We start from the raw sequence: 16,439 nt of genomic DNA on the forward strand, positions 1-16,439 counted from the left end.
ACACCGACCGCCCCGAACTGGCGGCCGTCCTGGAGTGCATCCGCCCCGGAGACACCCTGTGCGTGTGGAAGCTGGACCGCTTCGCCCGCTCCCTGATCGACCTGGTGACGACGGTGGGCGCCCTGGCGGCGCGCGGCATCGGCTTCGAGGTCCTCACGGGCGCCCTGGCGAGCAATGACCCCAACACTCCGGACGGGCCCCTCATGCTCCAAGTGGTGGGCGCCATGGCGGAGTACGAGCGTTCCCTGATCAAGGACCGTACCCGCGCCGGACTGGAGGCGGCCCGCGTACTCGGCCGTACGGCCGACCGTCATGAACGCCGACAAGCTCGCCGCCGCCCAGGCGCGCCGCGCCGAAGGCGAGAGTGTCACGGCGATCGCCAAGGCGCTGGGCGTGAGCCGCACGACGCTTTACTGGGCACTCGCCGACGCGGAGTAGGCCCGTTGGCCCTGGGGGGTCTCCCCGTGTGGAGGTGGTCGGGGAACGGCCCTGCAACGTGCTTCAGCCGAGATACGGGGCTGAGCGATGTTCCAGGAAGTGCGTCAGGCGCAGCCGTTGCGTGTGGTGCATGGGAAGCGCGTCCAGCTCCGCTGGATCCACGAAACGGAGTTCCGTGGACTCGTCCGAGATCTCCAGCGTGCCCCCGATGATGCGGGTCGTGAAGCACACGTTGAACTGCCGCCGCACTTCGCCGTCGCTGTAGGCGATGATGTGCCGGGGGTCGGTGTACGTCCCGACCAGTCCCGTAATCTCCACGTCGAGGCCCGTCTCCTCCTTGACCTCTCGTACGGCCGTACCGGGCAACGAGTCGCCCATGTCCATCCCCCCGCCCGGCAGGGCCCACAGGTCGTTGTCCCTGCGGCGCTGGAGGAGGATGCGCCCCTTGTCGTCGGTCACGACGGCCGAGGCCGCCACGACCAGGCTGTTGGGCTCTGGGGCGCTGGGATCGTCGTAGTACTCGGTGCGTGCCACGGGATCACCCTTCCACAGGTCGGCCGGCCGCCCATACGGCGTCGAAGCTCCCCGCATAGGTGTCGAACATGCCGCTGCCGCCGGTCCGGCGCAGGTGCCACACAGGCGCCCCGTAGGCATTCACACCGAAGACGTGCGTGTTCACCAGGAGCTGGTCATCGGCCCGGTACAGGCTGTTGTACAGCGTGGTCCCGTGCGTACGCACCTCGATGCCGGGCACACCGACCAGTGGGCGGTAGTGCAGGAGCGCGAGACGGCAGCGTGACTCGATGCCGTGCCCGAACCGCTCTTCCCTTCCGCGCTGCTGGACGTTCGGACTGTCGGCGTCCCCCACGGCAATGCGGACGGCGCAACCATCGGCGGCACGCTCCCGGAGCAAGTCGTTCAGCCGGGGATACGCCTCATGCAGGAACACGGCGGCGTACACCAGGATGTCGATGCGCTCACGGGCCGACGCGAAAAGCTCTACGTATGCCGATACCGGCACGTCCGCCCGCTGGCCGTAGAGCACCACGAGTTCGGGACTCACGGCGCGTGCCGGACGGGCCTGTCGTAGCGCGGGCCACAGGGCGTGCACGTCCTCTCCGAGCACTTCGGCGGCCCGCAGCGCCGTGGCCCTGCGTGGTGTGCGCCCCAGATTCACCCATCGCTCGACGGACTTGGGGTCGACTTCCGCCTTCTCTGCCAGCGTCGCGCAGGTCCAGCCTCCCGCCGCCATGGCCGTACGCAGTCTCTCGTTCGGCATGCCATCCCCCCTCGTATGTCCGGGACGTACCCAGGGACGTTTTACCCGCTTCAGGACGTCCCGAAGTGGGAAACGTACGAGGTTCCACCGTCCCGAGTGACAAGCGGACGATCGAGGGCATGACCGAGAGCAAGGGGGCTGCGGTGAGCACGGAACGACAGCCGGCCGAACAGGACCACTCGTCGGCCGTGTAGCGCGAAGCGGACTCCGGAGCACGGGAGTTGAGGGAGGCATGTGCCATGGCCGGCATCACGCTCCCGTCTCTGGGCACCGACCTCACCGCGCTCATGTCCGGCCTGCCCCTGGTGGACCTGGGCCGGGTGAACTCCGACACCGCGCTGAAGCTCGCAGAGGTGATCCGCCGGGGGTGCTCATGACCACCCAGGACGTCCCGGAGGTCGGCACGCTGGCCGTGGACACAAGGAACGACCGCCTCGGCGAGGTCATGGGCGCTGAGGGCTCCTATGTACAGCTCCGCCCGCCCGGTGGCGGCATCGAGTGGGACGTGCCCCCGCAGGCCCTCAGAGAGGCGACAACGTCCGACGAACTCCGCGCCAAGGTGCGCGAGGTGAACGCTTCCAGGAGGTGGACGAGGTGAGGGCCGTCCTGCGCTACGTCAACCACACGATCCGCCACGCCCCGGAGGGCGGCGTCACGGCCGAGCTGTTCTGCGTCGCGTACGGCTGCGGGGAATCGTCCGGCCCTCAGGGCGATCCGAACGACGCCCAGGACTGGGCGCTGAGGCACACCGGACGCACGGGACACGACCTGTTCCGCCGCGAATACACCAACCACGCCCGCGTCACCCGCGACGAAGAGACCCCGACCCGCTGAGCGACGGCGAGCAACACGGCTCATTGAGTCGGCCCCCCGTCCGTGCTCCCCCGAGGCGCATGGGCGGGGCTTCACGCTGCAGTACCCCCGCCGGAACTGGACCATTCACGCGGCACCCTTTCCGTGCGGCCGGACGGTACGGCCAAACGTCCAGTGTGCCTGATCGATTCCTGATCGGTTCCTGGTCGCGGAGGCGCGCACGTCCCGTCGTACAGGATGTCTATTCATTCCTGGGGGTGGAACGGTTTCACCTGTACGGCTCCGGCTGCGAAGAATGGCCGACCGTGCAGGCCATCACTCGTGACCCGTCCCCGCCCACCACCACCCTCGGCTACGCCCTGTTCGCCACCCGCTGGCTGCAGGCTCCGCTGTACTTCGGCCTCGTGGCCGCGCAGGGGGTGTACGTCTACAAGTTCTTCAACGAACTGTGGGCCTTAATCCTCCGGTGCATCACCGGGCAGGCGACCGAGACCTACGTCATGCTCGCCGTGCTCAAGCTGGTCGACGTCGTCATGATCGCCAACCTGCTGATCATGGTGATCGTCGGCGGCTACGAGACGTTCGTCTCCCGCATCGGCCTCCAGGGCCACCGTGACCAGCCGGAATGGCTCTCGCACGTCAACTCCAACGTGCTGAAGGTGAAGCTGGCCACCGCCATCGTGGGCATCTCCTCGGTCCATCTGCTGCAGATGTTCGTGGATGTGCACCACACCGCCCGGCACTCCCTGCTGTGGGGCACGGTGATCCACATGGCGTTCATCGTGTCGGCGGCGATCCTGGCGTACATGTCGGGCCCGATGGCCGCGCACGCCGAACGCGCCCACCACCGGGACCACCGGGCCGACGACTCCGAACCCGTGCGGCCCCCGGCGGCGGTGTCGATCCCGGCCCAGGCCGGGCCGCCGCCCGCCGAGACGGGGGCCGAGGAGCGGATCCGCGCCGCCGGTTTCCCGGCCCGGAAGGCGCTGGAGGAGTTCGACGCGGAACACCCGCGGGCCTTCGACCGGGAGACCGTGGCAAGGCTCGGCAAGCTGGACTTCGTCGCGGCGCACGGCAACGTGGTGTTCGTGGGGCCGCCCGGCACCGGCAAGACGCACCTGGCCGTCGGGCTCGGCGTGCGCGCCTGCCAGGCCGGCCGCCGGGTGCTGTTCGACACGGCCGCCGGCTGGGCCGCGCGGCTGGCCGGGGCGCAGGCGGCGGGCCGGCTCGACGAGGAGCTCACCGCCCTCGACGACTGCCCGCTGCTGATCGTCGACGAGGTCGGGTACGTGCCCTTCGACGCGGACACCTCCCGGCTCTTCTTCCAGCTGGTTGCCCACCGCTACGAGCGGGGGTCGCTGATCGTGACCAGCGACCGCCCGCTTGAGAGGTGGGACGAGGTGTTCGGCGGTCCGGCCGCCCCGGCGATGGTGGACCGGCTGGCCCACCACGCCGAGATCGTGCGGCTCGAAGGGGAGAGCTACCGGATGCGCCGGGCTACTTCGGAGTGGGCAGGGTGAGGTTGTTGACCAGCGGTTGAGCGAAGATGTGCCCGTCGATGTTGGCGAGGAGGGGCTCGCCTCCGGCCCCGGCGGCCGGGAGCGGCAGCGGCGCGGTCGGGGCAGCCGAGGCCTCGGGCGCGAGCGCGGCGACAAGGGCGGCGGCGGTCACCAGCGCGGCGGCGCAGACGGCGACGGCGGAGTGGGCGCGGACGGGCAGCTTGGAACGCATGGGACGTCAGGGCCTTTCACAGGAGGTCGAGGGGAGGGCCGGTCCCGGGGCGCCGGGACCGGCCCTATGAGGTGTGCGGGCGCGTCAGACGGGCGGCGTCTCGATGACCAGGCCGGCGACATCGATGCCGACGGCCGCGGCCTGGGTGGTGAAGGCGCCGAGCATCATGGCCGTGGCGGCCAGGACGGCGGCGAAACGACGGGCAGCACGCATGTGTGGGATTTCCTTTCAGCTGTGTTCGCCCGAGCCCCCTGCCGGGCGGTTCGGGCTTGATCAGGACATCCGGTGGCTGCCCGGCGGCCCGCAGCGGAATGCGCCGCGACCTGCAAGCTCCCTCATGGGTGGGAAGTGTCCGGCGTGGCGTGCATGAATTCGGGCCTACGCCCGTGTGAGTGACCGGCGCTCACACCTGGTCGTCGGCCAGCTCCGCGACCCCGGTGATCCGGTGCAGCGGATAGGTGCGGACCTCGTCCGCGGTGTGGTCGTACGCCGTCACGAAACCGCCCTCCACCCGTACCGGCGCGATCACCCGCTGGCTGGCGGCGCCCTCGGCGTTGACGTACCCGATCCACAGGGCCTGGCCGGTCAGGACGGCGGCCTGCATGGTGGCCAGGGTGTCGGCGGAGCTGGTGCGCGGCAGCTCACCGCCGGTCACCGGGGCCGTCCCGGTGGGCTTGCGCGGGGCGGTGGAGGCCAGGTCGCCCGCCCGGATGGCCCGGATCGCGGCCGTCAGCAGCGTCGCGTCGGGGGCGGGCGGGCCGTCCGGCACCGGCTCGGGTGCGGTGCGCGGCGGGGTGCGGTGGGCGTGCGCCCGCGTGATCAGTACATCGCCCTCGGCGGACTCGGCGGCGGGCGCGAAGCCCATCGCGCGCAGCCCCTCCAGCAGCGCCGCCGGGTCGGCCTGCGCGGCCAGCACGGTCGGCGCGAGGCGGCGCAGCCGCAGGCCGGCGGCCCGCTTGTCGGCGAGGATCTCGCCCAGCAGGGCGTCGTCGTCGCAGCGCACATACGCCGAGGCGGCGCCGACGCGCAGTTGGCCGTGCCGGCGGGCCACGTCGTCGATCAGGTAGGCGAGCGGCTGCGGCACCGGCGTACGGGAGTGTGCCGCGAGGAAGTCGTGCAGGTCGGAGGCGCTGCGGCCGGCGTCCAGGGCGCGGCGTACGGAGGCGGGCGTGAAGCGGTAGACGGTCGCGCCGCCCTTCGACTCCACGTCGGCGAGCACGTCCAGCATGTCGGCCAGCGGCCGCTGCAACGGGCCCGGCGCGACCGCGGTGAGGTCGGCCTGGAGCAGGACGTGGTCCAGCGGTTCGGGCAGCAGCGGGACGAGCAGCCGGGCGGCCGTGGCGGAGGCGACGGCCTGCTCGCCGGGCGACAGGGGCGCCGGGGCAGTGGGCGGGCGATGGCGGACGGGAAGCTTGTCACCGGGGCCTTCCGGCTCCTCGTCCGCCATGTGCGCGGCGGCGCTCGCCCCGAGAAGCGCCCGCCCGTGCGCGGACAACGCCCCCCGCCCGGTCACACCGAGCAGCTCAGCCTCGGTCAGGGTCCACTGGGCGAGCCGGGCACGCAGATCGTCGTCGCGCCCGCCCGTGCCACCGTCCTGGACGGAATCACGCGCGGAATCCCGCCCCCCGCCGTCCCGCTGGCCCTCCCGCCCCCGCAACGGCCGCTCCCACCGCAGCCGCGCCAGCACCGACTCCGCCGTCGGCGCGGCCCCCTCCGGCAGTCCCGCGAGCAGGCTCAGCACCCGGTGCCGTACCTCCGGCGCCGCGGAGCGGTCGAGGCCCGGTCCCAGCGCCGCCAGCGCCCGCTCCTTGGCGTCCCGCCCGCCGACCAGCCCCGCCGTCCGGGTCGCGGCGAGCCACGCCTCCGCCAGCCGGGTCCAGCGCTGGGCGGCGGGCTGCTCCAGCCACTCGTCGTACGCCGGGGTCGCCGCGTACCGCTCGTCGGCCTCGCCGTCCGAGGCCACCAGGCCCGCCGCGTAGGCGAGCTCGACCCAGAACGCGGCGACCGGCTCGGACACGTCCAGCGCGACGGCGGTCCGCTTCAGGTCGCGCACACTGAGCCCGCCCGCGCGCAGCACCGCGGGCCCGCCCTCGTCCCAGTCCTTCATCAGCTCCTCGACGGTGGCCAGCGCGGTGTAGGCCTGCCCGGCCGCCGTGGCGTCCACAACCTGTGGACGGTGCCTGGCCGCCACCTCCACGGGCGGCGGCACCGGCTCCGGCAGACGGTGCGCGCGGCCGCCGCGCATGTGCAGGGCGACCTCCCGGGGGAGTGCGACCGTGCCGGGCGCCGTCGGCAGCAGCAGCCCGCGGTCGAGCAGCCAGCGCAGCCGGGGTGCCGGAGTGGCGGTGACCTGGCCGTACGGCGGCCCCCACACCAGCCGCTCCAGCACCTCCAGCGACTCGGCCGGGGCCCCGGCGAGCAGCGCGGCCATCCGCGCCCGGTCGGTGAACAGGGCGGTGAGGGCGGCCACCGCGGAGACGGAGTCGTGCGTGGAGGGCAGCCCGACGGCCGTCACGAGTTCCTGGATACGCCCCGGCGACATGCCCGCCGACGCCTCCTGGACCGCCGGACCGAGCCCGGTCGGCGACGGATGCTGCGGCGACGGCGCGAGCAGCTCCCGAGCCGTGCGCACCAGCCGCAGCCGTTCGTCGTCGCCCCACACCAGGGCCTGCTCGCGCAGCGTGCCGAGGGCGCGCGGCAGCGCGGCGGCGACGAGCGGATCGCCCTCGTCCCCGGCCATGAGCCCGAGCAGTTCCTCGTACGTCGCCGGATCCGCCGCCACCGCCAGCGCCTGAGCCGTCTGCAGCGCGAACCGGTCGAGCCGCTCCAGGGCGCGCACGACCGAGGCACGGGTGCCGGCCCGGGTCGCGAGCTGCGTCAGATCCGTCGGCACGGGCGTGATGAGATCGGGCCGGCTGCGCAGCAGCACGGCCAGAGAGGCGTCGTCCCGCGCACGCAGCGCCTCCGCGAGGGACCGCGGGGCCACCGGCTTCTCATCGCTGCTCATCCGCTCCACGGTAGCGGGTGGCGGCCTGCGCTACCGTCGTCCCACGGGGAAACCGGCACACCCGCCCCGGAGGGGACAGCGTGGGGATCGAGAGCGACAAGGTCGTCTACGAGTATCTGAGCCGCGTCGGTGACGTGGCTCAGCAGCGGCAGCTGTCCTCCGCCACCCGGATGCGCCTGGTATCGCAGCTGCGCGACGAGATCGACCGGCGCCGCGCCAAGGCCGTCGTCGACAGCCCCGCCGCCGTCCGCCGCATCATCGCCCGCATCGGCAGCCCCGACGAGGTGGTCGCCGCCGCAGGCGACTCCGGCACCCGCCCGGAGTCACCACCGACGGCCGTACCTGCACAACGGGACCAGCAACCGAAGCGCAGCATGCTGCCCCGCCCCCGCCCCGCCGAACCCCCCGCACCGGCACCCTCCGACGCCCCGTCCCCGCCCCACCGCGCCGGCGAGCACGAACTCGGCGACAGCGCGACGCAGCCCGACTGGTGGCGGGTGGACAGCAGCCCGTTCGGGGTCGGCGACAGCGTGCCCGGATTCGTGGGCGGCGTGGAGATCCCGGAACTGCTCAAGTCGCCACCGAAGGACCTGCCCGAGGAGCCCGAGCCGCCGGTCGGGCAGGCGACGGAACCGGACGAGGACGAACCCACCCCTCGCCGCCGCCTGCTCCCGTCCCCCGGCACCTGGAGCAACCCCTTCCTGCTCCTGGCCGCCGCCCTCCTGGTCGTCGGCGCGGTACTCGGCAACCTGCTCGCCCTCGCCTTCGGCTGGCTCATCGCGTACGCCTCGCGCCGTCTGACCCGCGCAGAAGTGAAATGGGCGGTCATGGGCCTGCCCGCCCTGGCGGTCACCGCCGGTTTCGTCTGGCTCTGGGGAAGGACCGAAGGCCGCTGGGGCACCCCCGTTCCCGAGGGCCACATGAACGACGCACTGGCCGAAACCTGGCCCTGGGTCCTACGAGGCGCGGCCCTGGCATCGGCCCTGTTCCTGGTATGGCGCTCCCAGAAGGAGCGCTAGCCAGGCGGCGGGAAAGCCGCCGTGCCACGGAAGCGGGTCGGGGCGGTGTGGCGCAGTCCGCCGCTTAGCCGGTCCCAACGTCGGCCCACTGTGGCAGCAGGCAGAGGGGCGCAACCCGCGGCGGACTCGCCACACCGCCCCGACCCCGCCCCACCACCGGCCCAAGGCGCACGCCCACCCACCAGCACAAGGCACACCCGGCCCGACCGCCGGAGGCACCCTGCACAATGGCCCATATGATTTCGCGCCCGCCCACCGTCGGCTTCGACCTCGACATGACGCTCATAGACTCCCGCCCCGGCATCCACGCCTGCTACCTGGCACTGGCCGAGCGGACAGGAACGTACATCGACGCCGACCTGGCGATCACCCGGCTGGGCCCGCCGTTGGAGGAGGAGCTGCGCCACTGGTTCCCGGCCGCGGACGTGCCCGCCGTGGCCGACGTCTACCGCGCGATGTACCCGTCGATCGCCATCGCCGCGACCCCCGCCCTGCCCGGCGCCCACGAGGCGATAGAGGCCGTCCGGGCGGCCGGCGGACGCGCGGTCGTCGTCACCGCCAAGTACGAGCCCAACGCCAAGCTGCACCTCACCCACCTCGGCATCGAGCCCGACGCGGTGATCGGCAACCTATGGGCGGAGGCCAAGGCGGAGGCACTGCGCGAGCACGCCGCGAGTGTGTACGTCGGCGACCACACCGGCGACGTACGCGGCGCCCGTGCGGCCGGCGCGCTGTCGGTGACCGTGGCGACCGGCCCGTGCGACGCCGACGAACTGCGCGCGGCAGGCGCGGATGTCGTCCTCGCCGGTCTCGGCGAGTTCCCGGAGTGGCTTTCGGCCTATCTCGAAGCAGCACCGGAAGCGGTCGACGCACCGCGCGCCTGACGCCGCCCCGCCGCGATCGCCTGGAACACGCCCGCCCCGGCGATGAGGAAGCCGACCCCCATGAGCATGCTCAGTAGGAACATGTAGGTCGGAAAAGGCGTCGTCCCGAGGAACAGCGGGGCCACCGTGACGAGAGTGGCCACGGCCCCGACGACGAAGACGACGGCACCGGCACGGATCAGTCGGTCACCGGGCGCGGCGGAATTCGGTTGGGTTTTGTCACGCACCCGACCAGGGTAGTTCCCAGCGCGAAGGAACAACCGGGCGACGTCTTGTCACCGGCCTGAAGACCCATTGGCCTTGGTACCGGCGGGTCATGGACGACCCGCCCGAGTGCTGTCAAGAGCCGTTTCAGAAGCAGTTTTCCGACGAGCACGAGGACAAGCGTGCCTACCGGAAAAGTCAAGTCAGTCACCTAGACACACAGACTCCGCTAGCCTCTCTCCCATGCAACCCAACCTGCGGTACCTCGCATGTCTGCGCCTGTCCGCCGACTCTGACGGCTCTACGTCCATCGGGTGGCAGCGTGGCGTGATCCGACACCACGTCAGCTCTCCTCACCTGTCCGGCGTCCTGGTGGGGGAGGCAGAGGACACCGACGTATCCGGCTCCCTGAGTCCCTTCAAGCGGCCCAAGCTTGGACGCTGGCTCATGTCCCGAGCCGATGAGTTCGACGTGATCATTGCGGCCAAGATGGACAGGCTTACCCGTCGCTCCATGCACTTCAATGAGCTTCTGGAGTGGGCACAGCAGAACGGCAAGTTCATCGTCTGTGTTGAAGAGGGATTCGACCTGTCCACCCCTCAGGGAAAGATGATGGCTCGGATGACGGCCGTCTTCGCTGAGGCTGAGTGGGACACGATCCAGGCACGCGTCCTGAACGGCGTACAGACTCGGCTGGAGAACCGTTCATGGCTCACGGGTGCTCCACCTACCGGCTACCGCATCAAGGCTGTTGAAGGCGGGAAGCGGAAGATCCTGGAGATTGACCAGGGCTTCCACCCGTACGTGGAAGAGATCTTCTCTCGTATCCGAGAGGGGCAGTCCACACACCGGATCGCACGTGACTTCAACTCCCGTGGAATTCTCACGTGGTCGGATCACCTCAGGAAGTTGAAGGGGGAGGAAACCAAGGGAACTCAGTGGCAGTCCACCATCATCAACAAATTCATCCGCTCTCCCTGGGTTCCCGGTATCTACACCTACAAGGGTGAGGCTGTATTGGATGACCAGGGAGAGCCGGTCGTTCTCCCTGAGATGCCCCTGGCCTCCATGGATGAATGGGCAGACCTGGTGGATCGGATCAAACCCGCTCCCAAAGCCTCTACAGGAGAAAGCCGTAATGGCGCTAAGAGTCTCCTGTCCGGTATTGCTCGCTGCGGTGAATGTGGAGCGCCGGTTACTTCTCTCTTGGGCTCCGGGCACACAAGGAAAGACGGTACGAAGGTTCCCGGACACAGGTATTACCGGTGCTCCAACAAGTTCAAGGGTGGGGCGTGCGCAACGGGTCTCTATGTCCGTGCGGACGCCCTTGACCAGTGGGTTGATCAGGAGATCCGGGGGAGCGTCGGTCAGTGGGACATGTACGAGCGAGCCGGTAAGAGTCCCTCACAGGCAAGGGAACTCCAGTCGGCTAGGGCACGGCTGGAACGCCTAGAGGCGGACTACCTTGCAGGGGAATACGACGGAGAGGGACAGGAAGAGTCTTACCGTCGTATACACAAGAGTCTGTCTGGGAAAGTCGCTCTCCTGGCAAAGCAGGAAGAGGAAAGGGCTACCCCGACTCTGAAAGCCACGGGTAAGAAGTACGGAGAAGTCTGGGAGGTCAAAGACCAGGAAGATCGTAGGGAATTCCTGCGTACCTACCAAGTAAAGGTCTGGGCTTGGGATAAGGGGGCGGACGAGAAAGAGGGGGGAATGGTCATGGATCTGGGAGATATTCAGACCATGGCTCAGGAGTTCAGTCTGACCAAGAAAGAGAAGGTGACCAGAATTGTGGTGAGCCATAACGTACCGGAGGAATGCCGGTTCAAGGCGCTGGCATTTGCGCGACAGGAGAGTGTATAAGAAAAATCCCCGTTGGATTGCGGGGCTTTATTCTTGCATTTTAATTGTTTCGGAATTCGACCCCATACCTTTAACGATTCGAATTAATCTCGATTCGTCAGTGGTCGTGAGTGCATGACGGAGTTGCTGGTTCGCCCCGTTTGTCTCGCGTGAGAGCGGGCGGGGCCTTCGCGTGTCGCTGCGGCTGCGCCGGGGTTCCACGGCTCCCGGGAGGTCGTGCGGTCGTACTCCTTTCCTGTCTCGTCGGGGCTGGGAACGGCCGTCAGCCCCCGTTCCGGCTCGGCGCGGCCTGCTGCCCCGGGGTGCCGACCAGGCGGGCGCGCGGGGGCGACCGGGCCGCCGCCCGCCGCAACCGGGCCCAGGTGCCTGCCGCCGCCAGCGAGGCGTTCGCCGAGCGGGGACTGGAGGTCCCCCTCGGTGAGATCGCGCCGGGAGGCAGCCGTCGCTGAGTACGGGAGAGACTGCCTGAGACCGCGTTGTCCCCCTCCTCCGGGTGCGCCCTGTACGCGATCAGGCCCAGACCGGCAGATCTTTGCCCCACTCCGTGGGCGGGCGGTCCCAGTTTCGAGGTGCCCCGTCGTAGTGCACTGGGGGAAGAGCATGGTCGAGCAATCCGTAGGGTGACGCGGTTCTGGCCAGCCAGGGTCGTAGTGCGTATTCGTCGCCTTCGATCGGGGCGGGAGGGATGTCGTGCAAGAGCCAGGACGCGGTGCCCGCAAGCGACAGCCGTAGATGCCTCCCACCACCGTTTTCCTGTCTGTCGGTCAGTGCGCGCAAGACTGCGGCCGCGAGGAGGTACCCGGTTCCGTGATCCAGCGCCTGCGCGGGCAGCGTTCCTGGGGAGCCGTCGGTGGAAGCCTCGATCGAGGCAATACCGCTCGCTGCTTGGACGAGGCTGTCGAAGCCACGCCGCGAAGCCCACGGTCCCGACCAGCCCCAGGCGCAGAGCTGGGCGACGATCAAGTCAGGTCGCCTTGCCAGCAGAGCGTCGGGCGCCAGACCGTGCAGATCCAGCGCGCCAGGCCGGTAACCGGTGAGCACGACATCGGCTGAGCCGAGGAGGTTTTCGAAGACGTTCCGGTCTCCGGGAGCAGAGAGGTTCAGCAGCGTAGAGCGCTTCCCGAAACCGGTGTCAGCGTGGGCGTCCTGGTCCTCCAGAAGCTGAGGCGAGTCCACACGCAACACATCGGCCCCCAGCAGGGCGAGTGTGCGCGTCGCGACCGGCCCGGCAATGACCCTGGTCAGGTCCAAGACCCGTACTCCACCGGCTGGCAGCGACGCCGCCGGCAGCGTCAGTGGGCCGCTTTCCCCGACGAGCCGCGTCTCGACCAGCGGGAGTGTGGTCTCAAGCAGGGCCGAGGCCACGGCCACAGCCAGGCCGCCCGCCGCATAGACGGTCTCCTGTACGGACTGTGCCGAGCGCGTAGCCAGCTCGTCCGACAACAGCTTGGCCAGAGCCCGATCGTCGCCGGTGTCAGACATGCCCAGGGCTCTCAGCAACCGGGAACGGTGGTGGGGGTAGTTGGCATGGGTCCGTACCCAGCCGTCCGCCGCCCGCCAGAAGCCGGACAACGGTGCGAAGGACGCCGGGACACGGCCATCGATGCGCAGGTGTCGCTCGCTGACGAACGCCGTGGCCACCGCTCCCTCGCGCACCCGAACCGCCGGTACCGGACCCCGGCCCCGCCGCGCCAGTAGTTCCGCAGCAGCCAGCGAGCACACACCCACGGTGGCCCGCGCCAACTCCCGCACCGGCAGACGTGCAGGCAGCACGCCACTCGCCCCTTCGTACAACACTTTCTCGACCAGTTCGGCCCGCCCGCCGAGGGCGATCCAGGCCTGAGCAGTCGCCTCGTCGTTGGTATGAATCATTCGGCTAGCCTGCACCACCACGAGGGCGGCGGTGTCAGGTGCAAACACTTCACCTACCTTGTTGGACCGCTCACCCCCATCTATTCGTCAGCGGCATCCCGGTCACACAAAGGCCGCATGCCGCCGGGCAGGTCCGGGAGCTGAAAGGAGTAGCGACCGAGCATGTTGATGTGGTGCCGCACGAAGGGGAGAGGCGGGCCACGTCCTCATCGCAGACATCGAACCCGTCCGGGCGCAGTTGCTGCACGGCGGCGTCCATATAACGGGTGTTGAACAGCACCAGCGCGTTCAGCACCAGTCCGAGGGCGCCGATCTGGTCCTCCATGCCGTCCTGGTAGCGCTGGTAGAGCTGCCCGGCCCGCCCGTGGAAGACCTTCCGGGCGAGCGCGTGGCGGCCCTCCTGGAGGTTGGCCTGCACCTTCATCTGTCGGCGATAGCCGGGCTCGTCCGCCAGGCGCAGGATGTGCAGGGTCTTGGCGATCCGCCCGTAGTGCGTGATCGCGTCGCCGAGCGGGGTGGGGCGGCCGTCGCGCGAGAGCATACGGATGACGTCGTAAGCGCGGACGGCACCGGTGTGGATGGAGCCCCTCAACCGCATCGCGCTGCGAGGAGTGCGGGGCCGCGCTGCCAGCCCGGTCCACCGGCCGCCAGGCCTGTTACTGCGGCGCGACGTGCCGGCAGCGTGCCCGCCGCCGGCGCCTTGCGGGGTGATCCGGCTGGCGTCCCAGGCAGCCCGGCACGATCACGCAGCGGTTGCCCGTTACTGACCCACGCTCCCAGCTGATCGAGCAGGCGGTCTCGAATGACGGCGCCGCGCTCCCATGCAGCAGGACAGGTTTTCCATGGGGCAGCGGCGATGGCCATGTGCCACCGACACAGCGGCCAATACCCCAGCTCTGGACCGTGATCTTGCTGGTGGGGGCCGGTGCAGAGATGGGCGCGGCCACCGTTGATCATCGTGAGTTGTGTGGACTTTCGATGAGACGGTGGCCGCAGGTCGCAGCATAGATCCCGGCCGTTGGCGGGAGGCGTTCGAGGTGGCCATGGGGCGTATCGCGGGCGGGTTCGCCCGGTACGAACCCCGCCTGCGCGCCGGGCGGCTGGTGCTGGGCCTGCTGTCGGACCTGCCGCGCAAGAACTGCCCGGGCCGCCTGGGATGCCGATGCCGTCCGCGACGACGTGCGCGAATACGTCGTCCAGGCTCAGTCCCGTTTTAAGGCGTGTTCCCCTGGAGAGACCCCCGGTAAGGTGGTTCGACGGCAGTTCAACGGCGTCCGGGGCCCGTCCGGGACCGATCGAGGGAGTGTGTGCTTTGCCGACTGGCAAGGTCAAGTGGTTCAACAGCGAGAAGGGCTTCGGCTTTCTCTCCCGCGACGACGGCGGTGACGTCTTCGTCCATTCCTCCGTTCTCCCCGCCGGAGTCGAGACGCTCAAGCCAGGTCAGCGCGTGGAGTTCGGTGTGGTCGCTGGACAGCGCGGCGACCAGGCCCTCTCGGTCACCCTCCTGGACCCGACCCCGTCGGTCGCGGCCGCACAGCGCAAGAAGCCGGATGAGCTGGCCTCCATCGTCCAGGATCTGACGACCCTCCTGGAGAACATCACCCCGATGCTCGAAAAGGGCCGCTACCCCGACAAGGCCTCCGGCAAGAAGATCGCCGGCCTGCTCCGAGCGGTCGCCGACCAGCTCGACGTGTAAACCCCGTTCAAGATTCAGGGGAAATCCAGCGCCTCCGGCCCGAGGGGCGGCACCAGCCCCTCGGCCGCCGCGCGCGTGAGCAGTCCGCGTACGGCCGCGTAGCCGTCCTCGCCGAGGCCGGCGGTGAACTCGTTGACGTACAGCCCGATGTGCTGGTCGGCGACGTCCGGGTCCATCTCCTGGGCGTGCTCCATCACATACGGACGGGACACCTCGGGGTCGTCCCAGGCCGCCCGTACAGAGGAACGGATGGACTCGGCGAGCAGCGTCAGCGTGTCCGCTCCCAGTGACCGCTTGGCGATGATCGCGCCCAGCGGGATGGGCAGCCCGGTGGTGTTCTCCCAGTGCTCGCCCATGTCCGCGAGCTTGTGCAGCCCGTAGTTCTGGTACGTGAACCGCGCCTCGTGGATCACCAGGCCCGCGTCGACCTTCCCGTCCCGCACGGCGGGCATGATCTCGTGGAAGGGCATGACCACGATCTCGCCCACCCCGCCCACCCGTCGCCCACCACCACCCTCAACCGAGGGCCCTGCGGGCCCGCCCCTCTCGATTCCAAGGGTGTCGGCCGCCCACAGCCGGAACAGCAGATACGCGGTCGACTTCTCGCTGGGCACCGCGACCGTACGGCCCGTCAGGTCGACCCCCGGCTCCCGGGTCAGCACCAGCGGACCGCACCCCCGCCCCAGCGCCCCGCCGCACGGCAGCAGCGCGTACTCGCCGAGAACGTACGGCAGCACCGCGTACGACACCTTCAGCACGTCCGACTCGCCGCGCTCGGCCATGCCGTTGGTGATGTCGATGTCCGCGAAGGTCACGTCGAGCGCGGGAGCGCCGGGCACGCGGCCGTGGGCGAGGGCGTCGAAGACGAAGGTGTCGTTGGGGCAGGGGGAGTACGCGATCTGCAGCGAACGCATGTCAGGGCTCATGGTTGCTTCCAACTCTCCAGTACGGGCGCGAGCTTCCCGAATCCCTCGGTGAGCGCCGCCAGAGCCTCGCCGATCCGCCAGGCGGCACGGTCGCGCGGGCCGACCGGGTTGGACACCGCGCGCAACTCCAGGACGGGCGTGCCGTGCGCGGCGGCGGCCTCGGCGACACCGAAGCCCTCCATGGCCTCGGCGAGGGCGCGCGGGTGGCGGGCGCGCAGGGCGGTGGCACGGGCCACGGTGCCGGTCACCGTCGACACGGTGAGGACCGGGCCGACGCGGGCTCCGGTGGCGTCGGCGGCGGCCTGTACGAGGGTGTGCGGCGGACGGTGGGTGACGGTGCCGAAGCCCAGCTCCGTGACCGGCAGAAAGCCGTCGGCGGTCTCGGCCCCCAGGTCGGCCGCGGTGATCTCGTCGGCGACGACGAGCGAGCCGACGGGAGCCTCGGGCACGAAGCCGCCGGCGATCCCGGCCGAGACGACCAGGGCGTACGGGGTGCCGGCCAGGGCGGCGGCGGTGAGCGCGGCCGCGGTGGAGGCGGCGGCGAGGGCGGGGCCGACGCCGGCGGCCAGGAGGTCGGGGCCGGCGGGGGGCCGGTGCAGGGCGGCTCCGGGGAGGGAGACGTCCGTGACCGGGCCCGGGAACGCACGTGCCACCGCGTCCCGTTCTGCGGGGACGGCGGTGGCTACGAGGATGCCTGCGGGGGACAC

At 70.2% G+C, this 16,439-nt stretch carries 19 protein-coding genes and 2 pseudogenes; 11 read left to right on the top strand and 10 right to left on the bottom strand.

Annotated elements, in window-relative coordinates; all coding sequences use genetic code 11:
- Positions 1-38: 38 nt before the first annotated feature.
- A pseudogene (locus ACKTSN_RS25785) lies at positions 39-239 on the top strand (recombinase family protein); the annotation flags it as partial.
- A 73-nt stretch (positions 240-312) separates the two neighbouring features.
- Complete coding sequence (locus tag ACKTSN_RS25790) at positions 313-438, top strand: helix-turn-helix domain-containing protein (protein WP_409471279.1); 126 nt, start codon at positions 313-315, stop codon at positions 436-438.
- A gap of 63 nt (positions 439-501) precedes the next feature.
- On the opposite strand, the gene ACKTSN_RS25795 is transcribed toward ACKTSN_RS25790, so the two are convergent.
- Together ACKTSN_RS25795 and ACKTSN_RS25800 are read right to left on the bottom strand one after the other, a co-directional pair.
- Positions 502-972, bottom strand: coding sequence for an NUDIX domain-containing protein (locus ACKTSN_RS25795; RefSeq protein ID WP_409471280.1), 471 nt, complete (start codon positions 970-972; stop codon positions 502-504).
- A gap of 4 nt (positions 973-976) precedes the next feature.
- Positions 977-1,717 (bottom strand): XRE family transcriptional regulator, encoded by a 741-nt coding sequence (locus ACKTSN_RS25800; protein ID WP_409471281.1) that lies wholly within the window; start codon positions 1,715-1,717, stop codon positions 977-979.
- A 239-nt stretch (positions 1,718-1,956) separates the two neighbouring features.
- Here ACKTSN_RS25800 and ACKTSN_RS25805 point away from each other — a divergent pair, with 239 nt between their 5' ends.
- The 4 genes from ACKTSN_RS25805 to istB all read left to right on the top strand — a co-directional run bounded on the left by ACKTSN_RS25805 (position 1,957) and on the right by istB (position 4,050).
- Positions 1,957-2,094, top strand: coding sequence for a hypothetical protein (locus ACKTSN_RS25805; protein WP_409471282.1), 138 nt, complete (start codon positions 1,957-1,959; stop codon positions 2,092-2,094).
- On the top strand, positions 2,091-2,315 hold the full coding sequence (locus ACKTSN_RS25810; RefSeq protein ID WP_409471283.1) for a hypothetical protein: 225 nt from the start codon (positions 2,091-2,093) through the stop codon (positions 2,313-2,315). The genes ACKTSN_RS25805 and ACKTSN_RS25810 overlap by 4 nt, the downstream gene beginning before the upstream one ends.
- Positions 2,303-2,551: a hypothetical protein gene (locus ACKTSN_RS25815; protein ID WP_409471284.1), complete on the top strand. Its 249-nt coding sequence runs from the start codon at positions 2,303-2,305 to the stop codon at positions 2,549-2,551. The genes ACKTSN_RS25810 and ACKTSN_RS25815 overlap by 13 nt, the downstream gene beginning before the upstream one ends.
- 284 nt (positions 2,552-2,835) lie before the next feature.
- The gene (gene istB, locus ACKTSN_RS25820; RefSeq protein WP_409474918.1) at positions 2,836-4,050 is read left to right on the top strand and encodes an IS21-like element helper ATPase IstB; all 1,215 of its coding nucleotides are present in this window, start codon (positions 2,836-2,838) and stop codon (positions 4,048-4,050) included.
- On the opposite strand, the gene ACKTSN_RS25825 is transcribed toward istB, so the two are convergent.
- The 3 genes from ACKTSN_RS25825 to ACKTSN_RS25835 all read right to left on the bottom strand — a co-directional run bounded on the left by ACKTSN_RS25825 (position 4,028) and on the right by ACKTSN_RS25835 (position 7,268).
- Complete coding sequence (locus tag ACKTSN_RS25825) at positions 4,028-4,261, bottom strand: hypothetical protein (protein WP_409471285.1); 234 nt, start codon at positions 4,259-4,261, stop codon at positions 4,028-4,030. The genes istB and ACKTSN_RS25825 overlap by 23 nt on opposite strands.
- Before the next feature lie 84 nt (positions 4,262-4,345).
- Positions 4,346-4,474 (bottom strand): hypothetical protein, encoded by a 129-nt coding sequence (locus tag ACKTSN_RS25830; RefSeq protein ID WP_263494553.1) that lies wholly within the window; start codon positions 4,472-4,474, stop codon positions 4,346-4,348.
- Positions 4,475-4,664: 190 nt separating this feature from the next.
- The gene (locus ACKTSN_RS25835) at positions 4,665-7,268 is read right to left on the bottom strand and encodes a helicase-associated domain-containing protein (RefSeq protein ID WP_409471286.1); all 2,604 of its coding nucleotides are present in this window, start codon (positions 7,266-7,268) and stop codon (positions 4,665-4,667) included.
- 80 nt (positions 7,269-7,348) lie between these two features.
- On the opposite strand from ACKTSN_RS25835, the gene ACKTSN_RS25840 reads away from it, so the two are divergent.
- Positions 7,349-8,287 (top strand): hypothetical protein, encoded by a 939-nt coding sequence (locus ACKTSN_RS25840; RefSeq protein ID WP_409471287.1) that lies wholly within the window; start codon positions 7,349-7,351, stop codon positions 8,285-8,287.
- Between the two features lie 236 nt (positions 8,288-8,523).
- A complete protein-coding gene (locus ACKTSN_RS25845; RefSeq protein ID WP_409471288.1) occupies positions 8,524-9,171 on the top strand; it encodes an HAD family hydrolase in 648 nt (215 codons plus the stop codon).
- On the opposite strand, the gene ACKTSN_RS25850 is transcribed toward ACKTSN_RS25845, so the two are convergent.
- Entirely contained in the window at positions 9,126-9,398 is a 273-nt protein-coding gene (locus ACKTSN_RS25850; protein ID WP_409471289.1) for a hypothetical protein, read from the bottom strand. The two genes, ACKTSN_RS25845 and ACKTSN_RS25850, sit on opposite strands and share 46 nt — an antisense overlap.
- A 220-nt stretch (positions 9,399-9,618) precedes the next feature.
- Between ACKTSN_RS25850 and ACKTSN_RS25855 the strand changes: the two genes are divergently transcribed.
- Positions 9,619-11,238, top strand: a complete 1,620-nt coding sequence (locus ACKTSN_RS25855) for a recombinase family protein (RefSeq protein ID WP_409471290.1) — start codon at positions 9,619-9,621, stop codon at positions 11,236-11,238.
- A 302-nt stretch (positions 11,239-11,540) separates the two neighbouring features.
- On the top strand, positions 11,541-11,687 hold the full coding sequence (locus tag ACKTSN_RS25860) for a hypothetical protein (RefSeq protein ID WP_409471291.1): 147 nt from the start codon (positions 11,541-11,543) through the stop codon (positions 11,685-11,687).
- 61 nt (positions 11,688-11,748) lie between these two features.
- On the opposite strand, the gene ACKTSN_RS25865 is transcribed toward ACKTSN_RS25860, so the two are convergent.
- Positions 11,749-13,110: a CoA transferase gene (locus ACKTSN_RS25865; RefSeq protein ID WP_409471292.1), complete on the bottom strand. Its 1,362-nt coding sequence runs from the start codon at positions 13,108-13,110 to the stop codon at positions 11,749-11,751.
- Positions 13,111-13,190: 80 nt separating this feature from the next.
- Positions 13,191-13,705: pseudogene (locus ACKTSN_RS25870) on the bottom strand (Tn3 family transposase); the annotation flags it as partial.
- Positions 13,706-14,422: 717 nt separating this feature from the next.
- On the opposite strand from ACKTSN_RS25870, the gene ACKTSN_RS25875 reads away from it, so the two are divergent.
- Positions 14,423-14,806, top strand: a complete 384-nt coding sequence (locus ACKTSN_RS25875; RefSeq protein ID WP_129798464.1) for a cold-shock protein — start codon at positions 14,423-14,425, stop codon at positions 14,804-14,806.
- 14 nt (positions 14,807-14,820) lie between these two features.
- On the opposite strand, the gene ACKTSN_RS25880 is transcribed toward ACKTSN_RS25875, so the two are convergent.
- Both ACKTSN_RS25880 and ACKTSN_RS25885 read right to left on the bottom strand, forming a co-directional pair.
- Complete coding sequence (locus ACKTSN_RS25880) at positions 14,821-15,732, bottom strand: 1,4-dihydroxy-6-naphthoate synthase (RefSeq protein ID WP_409471293.1); 912 nt, start codon at positions 15,730-15,732, stop codon at positions 14,821-14,823.
- Complete coding sequence (locus ACKTSN_RS25885) at positions 15,729-16,439, bottom strand: futalosine hydrolase (RefSeq protein WP_409471294.1); 711 nt, start codon at positions 16,437-16,439, stop codon at positions 15,729-15,731. The genes ACKTSN_RS25880 and ACKTSN_RS25885 overlap by 4 nt, the downstream gene beginning before the upstream one ends.

It is taken from the genome of Streptomyces flavusporus, from assembly GCF_046267975.1.
Classification (GTDB): domain Bacteria; phylum Actinomycetota; class Actinomycetes; order Streptomycetales; family Streptomycetaceae; genus Streptomyces; species Streptomyces flavusporus.

Excerpts from the sequence above, each read along its gene's own strand:
- ACKTSN_RS25790 (WP_409471279.1), top strand. The coding sequence starts at position 313 with ATGAACGCCGACAAGCTCGCCGCCGCCCAGGCGCGCCGCGCCGAAGGC.
- ACKTSN_RS25805 (WP_409471282.1), top strand. The coding sequence starts at position 1,957 with ATGGCCGGCATCACGCTCCCGTCTCTGGGCACCGACCTCACCGCGCTC.
- ACKTSN_RS25800 (WP_409471281.1), bottom strand. The coding sequence starts at position 1,717 with ATGCCGAACGAGAGACTGCGTACGGCCATGGCGGCGGGAGGCTGGACC.
- ACKTSN_RS25830 (WP_263494553.1), bottom strand. The coding sequence starts at position 4,474 with ATGCGTGCTGCCCGTCGTTTCGCCGCCGTCCTGGCCGCCACGGCCATG.
- ACKTSN_RS25855 (WP_409471290.1), top strand. The coding sequence starts at position 9,619 with ATGCAACCCAACCTGCGGTACCTCGCATGTCTGCGCCTGTCCGCCGAC.
- ACKTSN_RS25865 (WP_409471292.1), bottom strand. The coding sequence starts at position 13,110 with ATGATTCATACCAACGACGAGGCGACTGCTCAGGCCTGGATCGCCCTC.
- ACKTSN_RS25845 (WP_409471288.1), top strand. The coding sequence starts at position 8,524 with ATGATTTCGCGCCCGCCCACCGTCGGCTTCGACCTCGACATGACGCTC.
- ACKTSN_RS25810 (WP_409471283.1), top strand. The coding sequence starts at position 2,091 with ATGACCACCCAGGACGTCCCGGAGGTCGGCACGCTGGCCGTGGACACA.
- ACKTSN_RS25825 (WP_409471285.1), bottom strand. The coding sequence starts at position 4,261 with ATGCGTTCCAAGCTGCCCGTCCGCGCCCACTCCGCCGTCGCCGTCTGC.
- ACKTSN_RS25835 (WP_409471286.1), bottom strand. The coding sequence starts at position 7,268 with ATGAGCAGCGATGAGAAGCCGGTGGCCCCGCGGTCCCTCGCGGAGGCG.
- ACKTSN_RS25880 (WP_409471293.1), bottom strand. The coding sequence starts at position 15,732 with ATGAGCCCTGACATGCGTTCGCTGCAGATCGCGTACTCCCCCTGCCCC.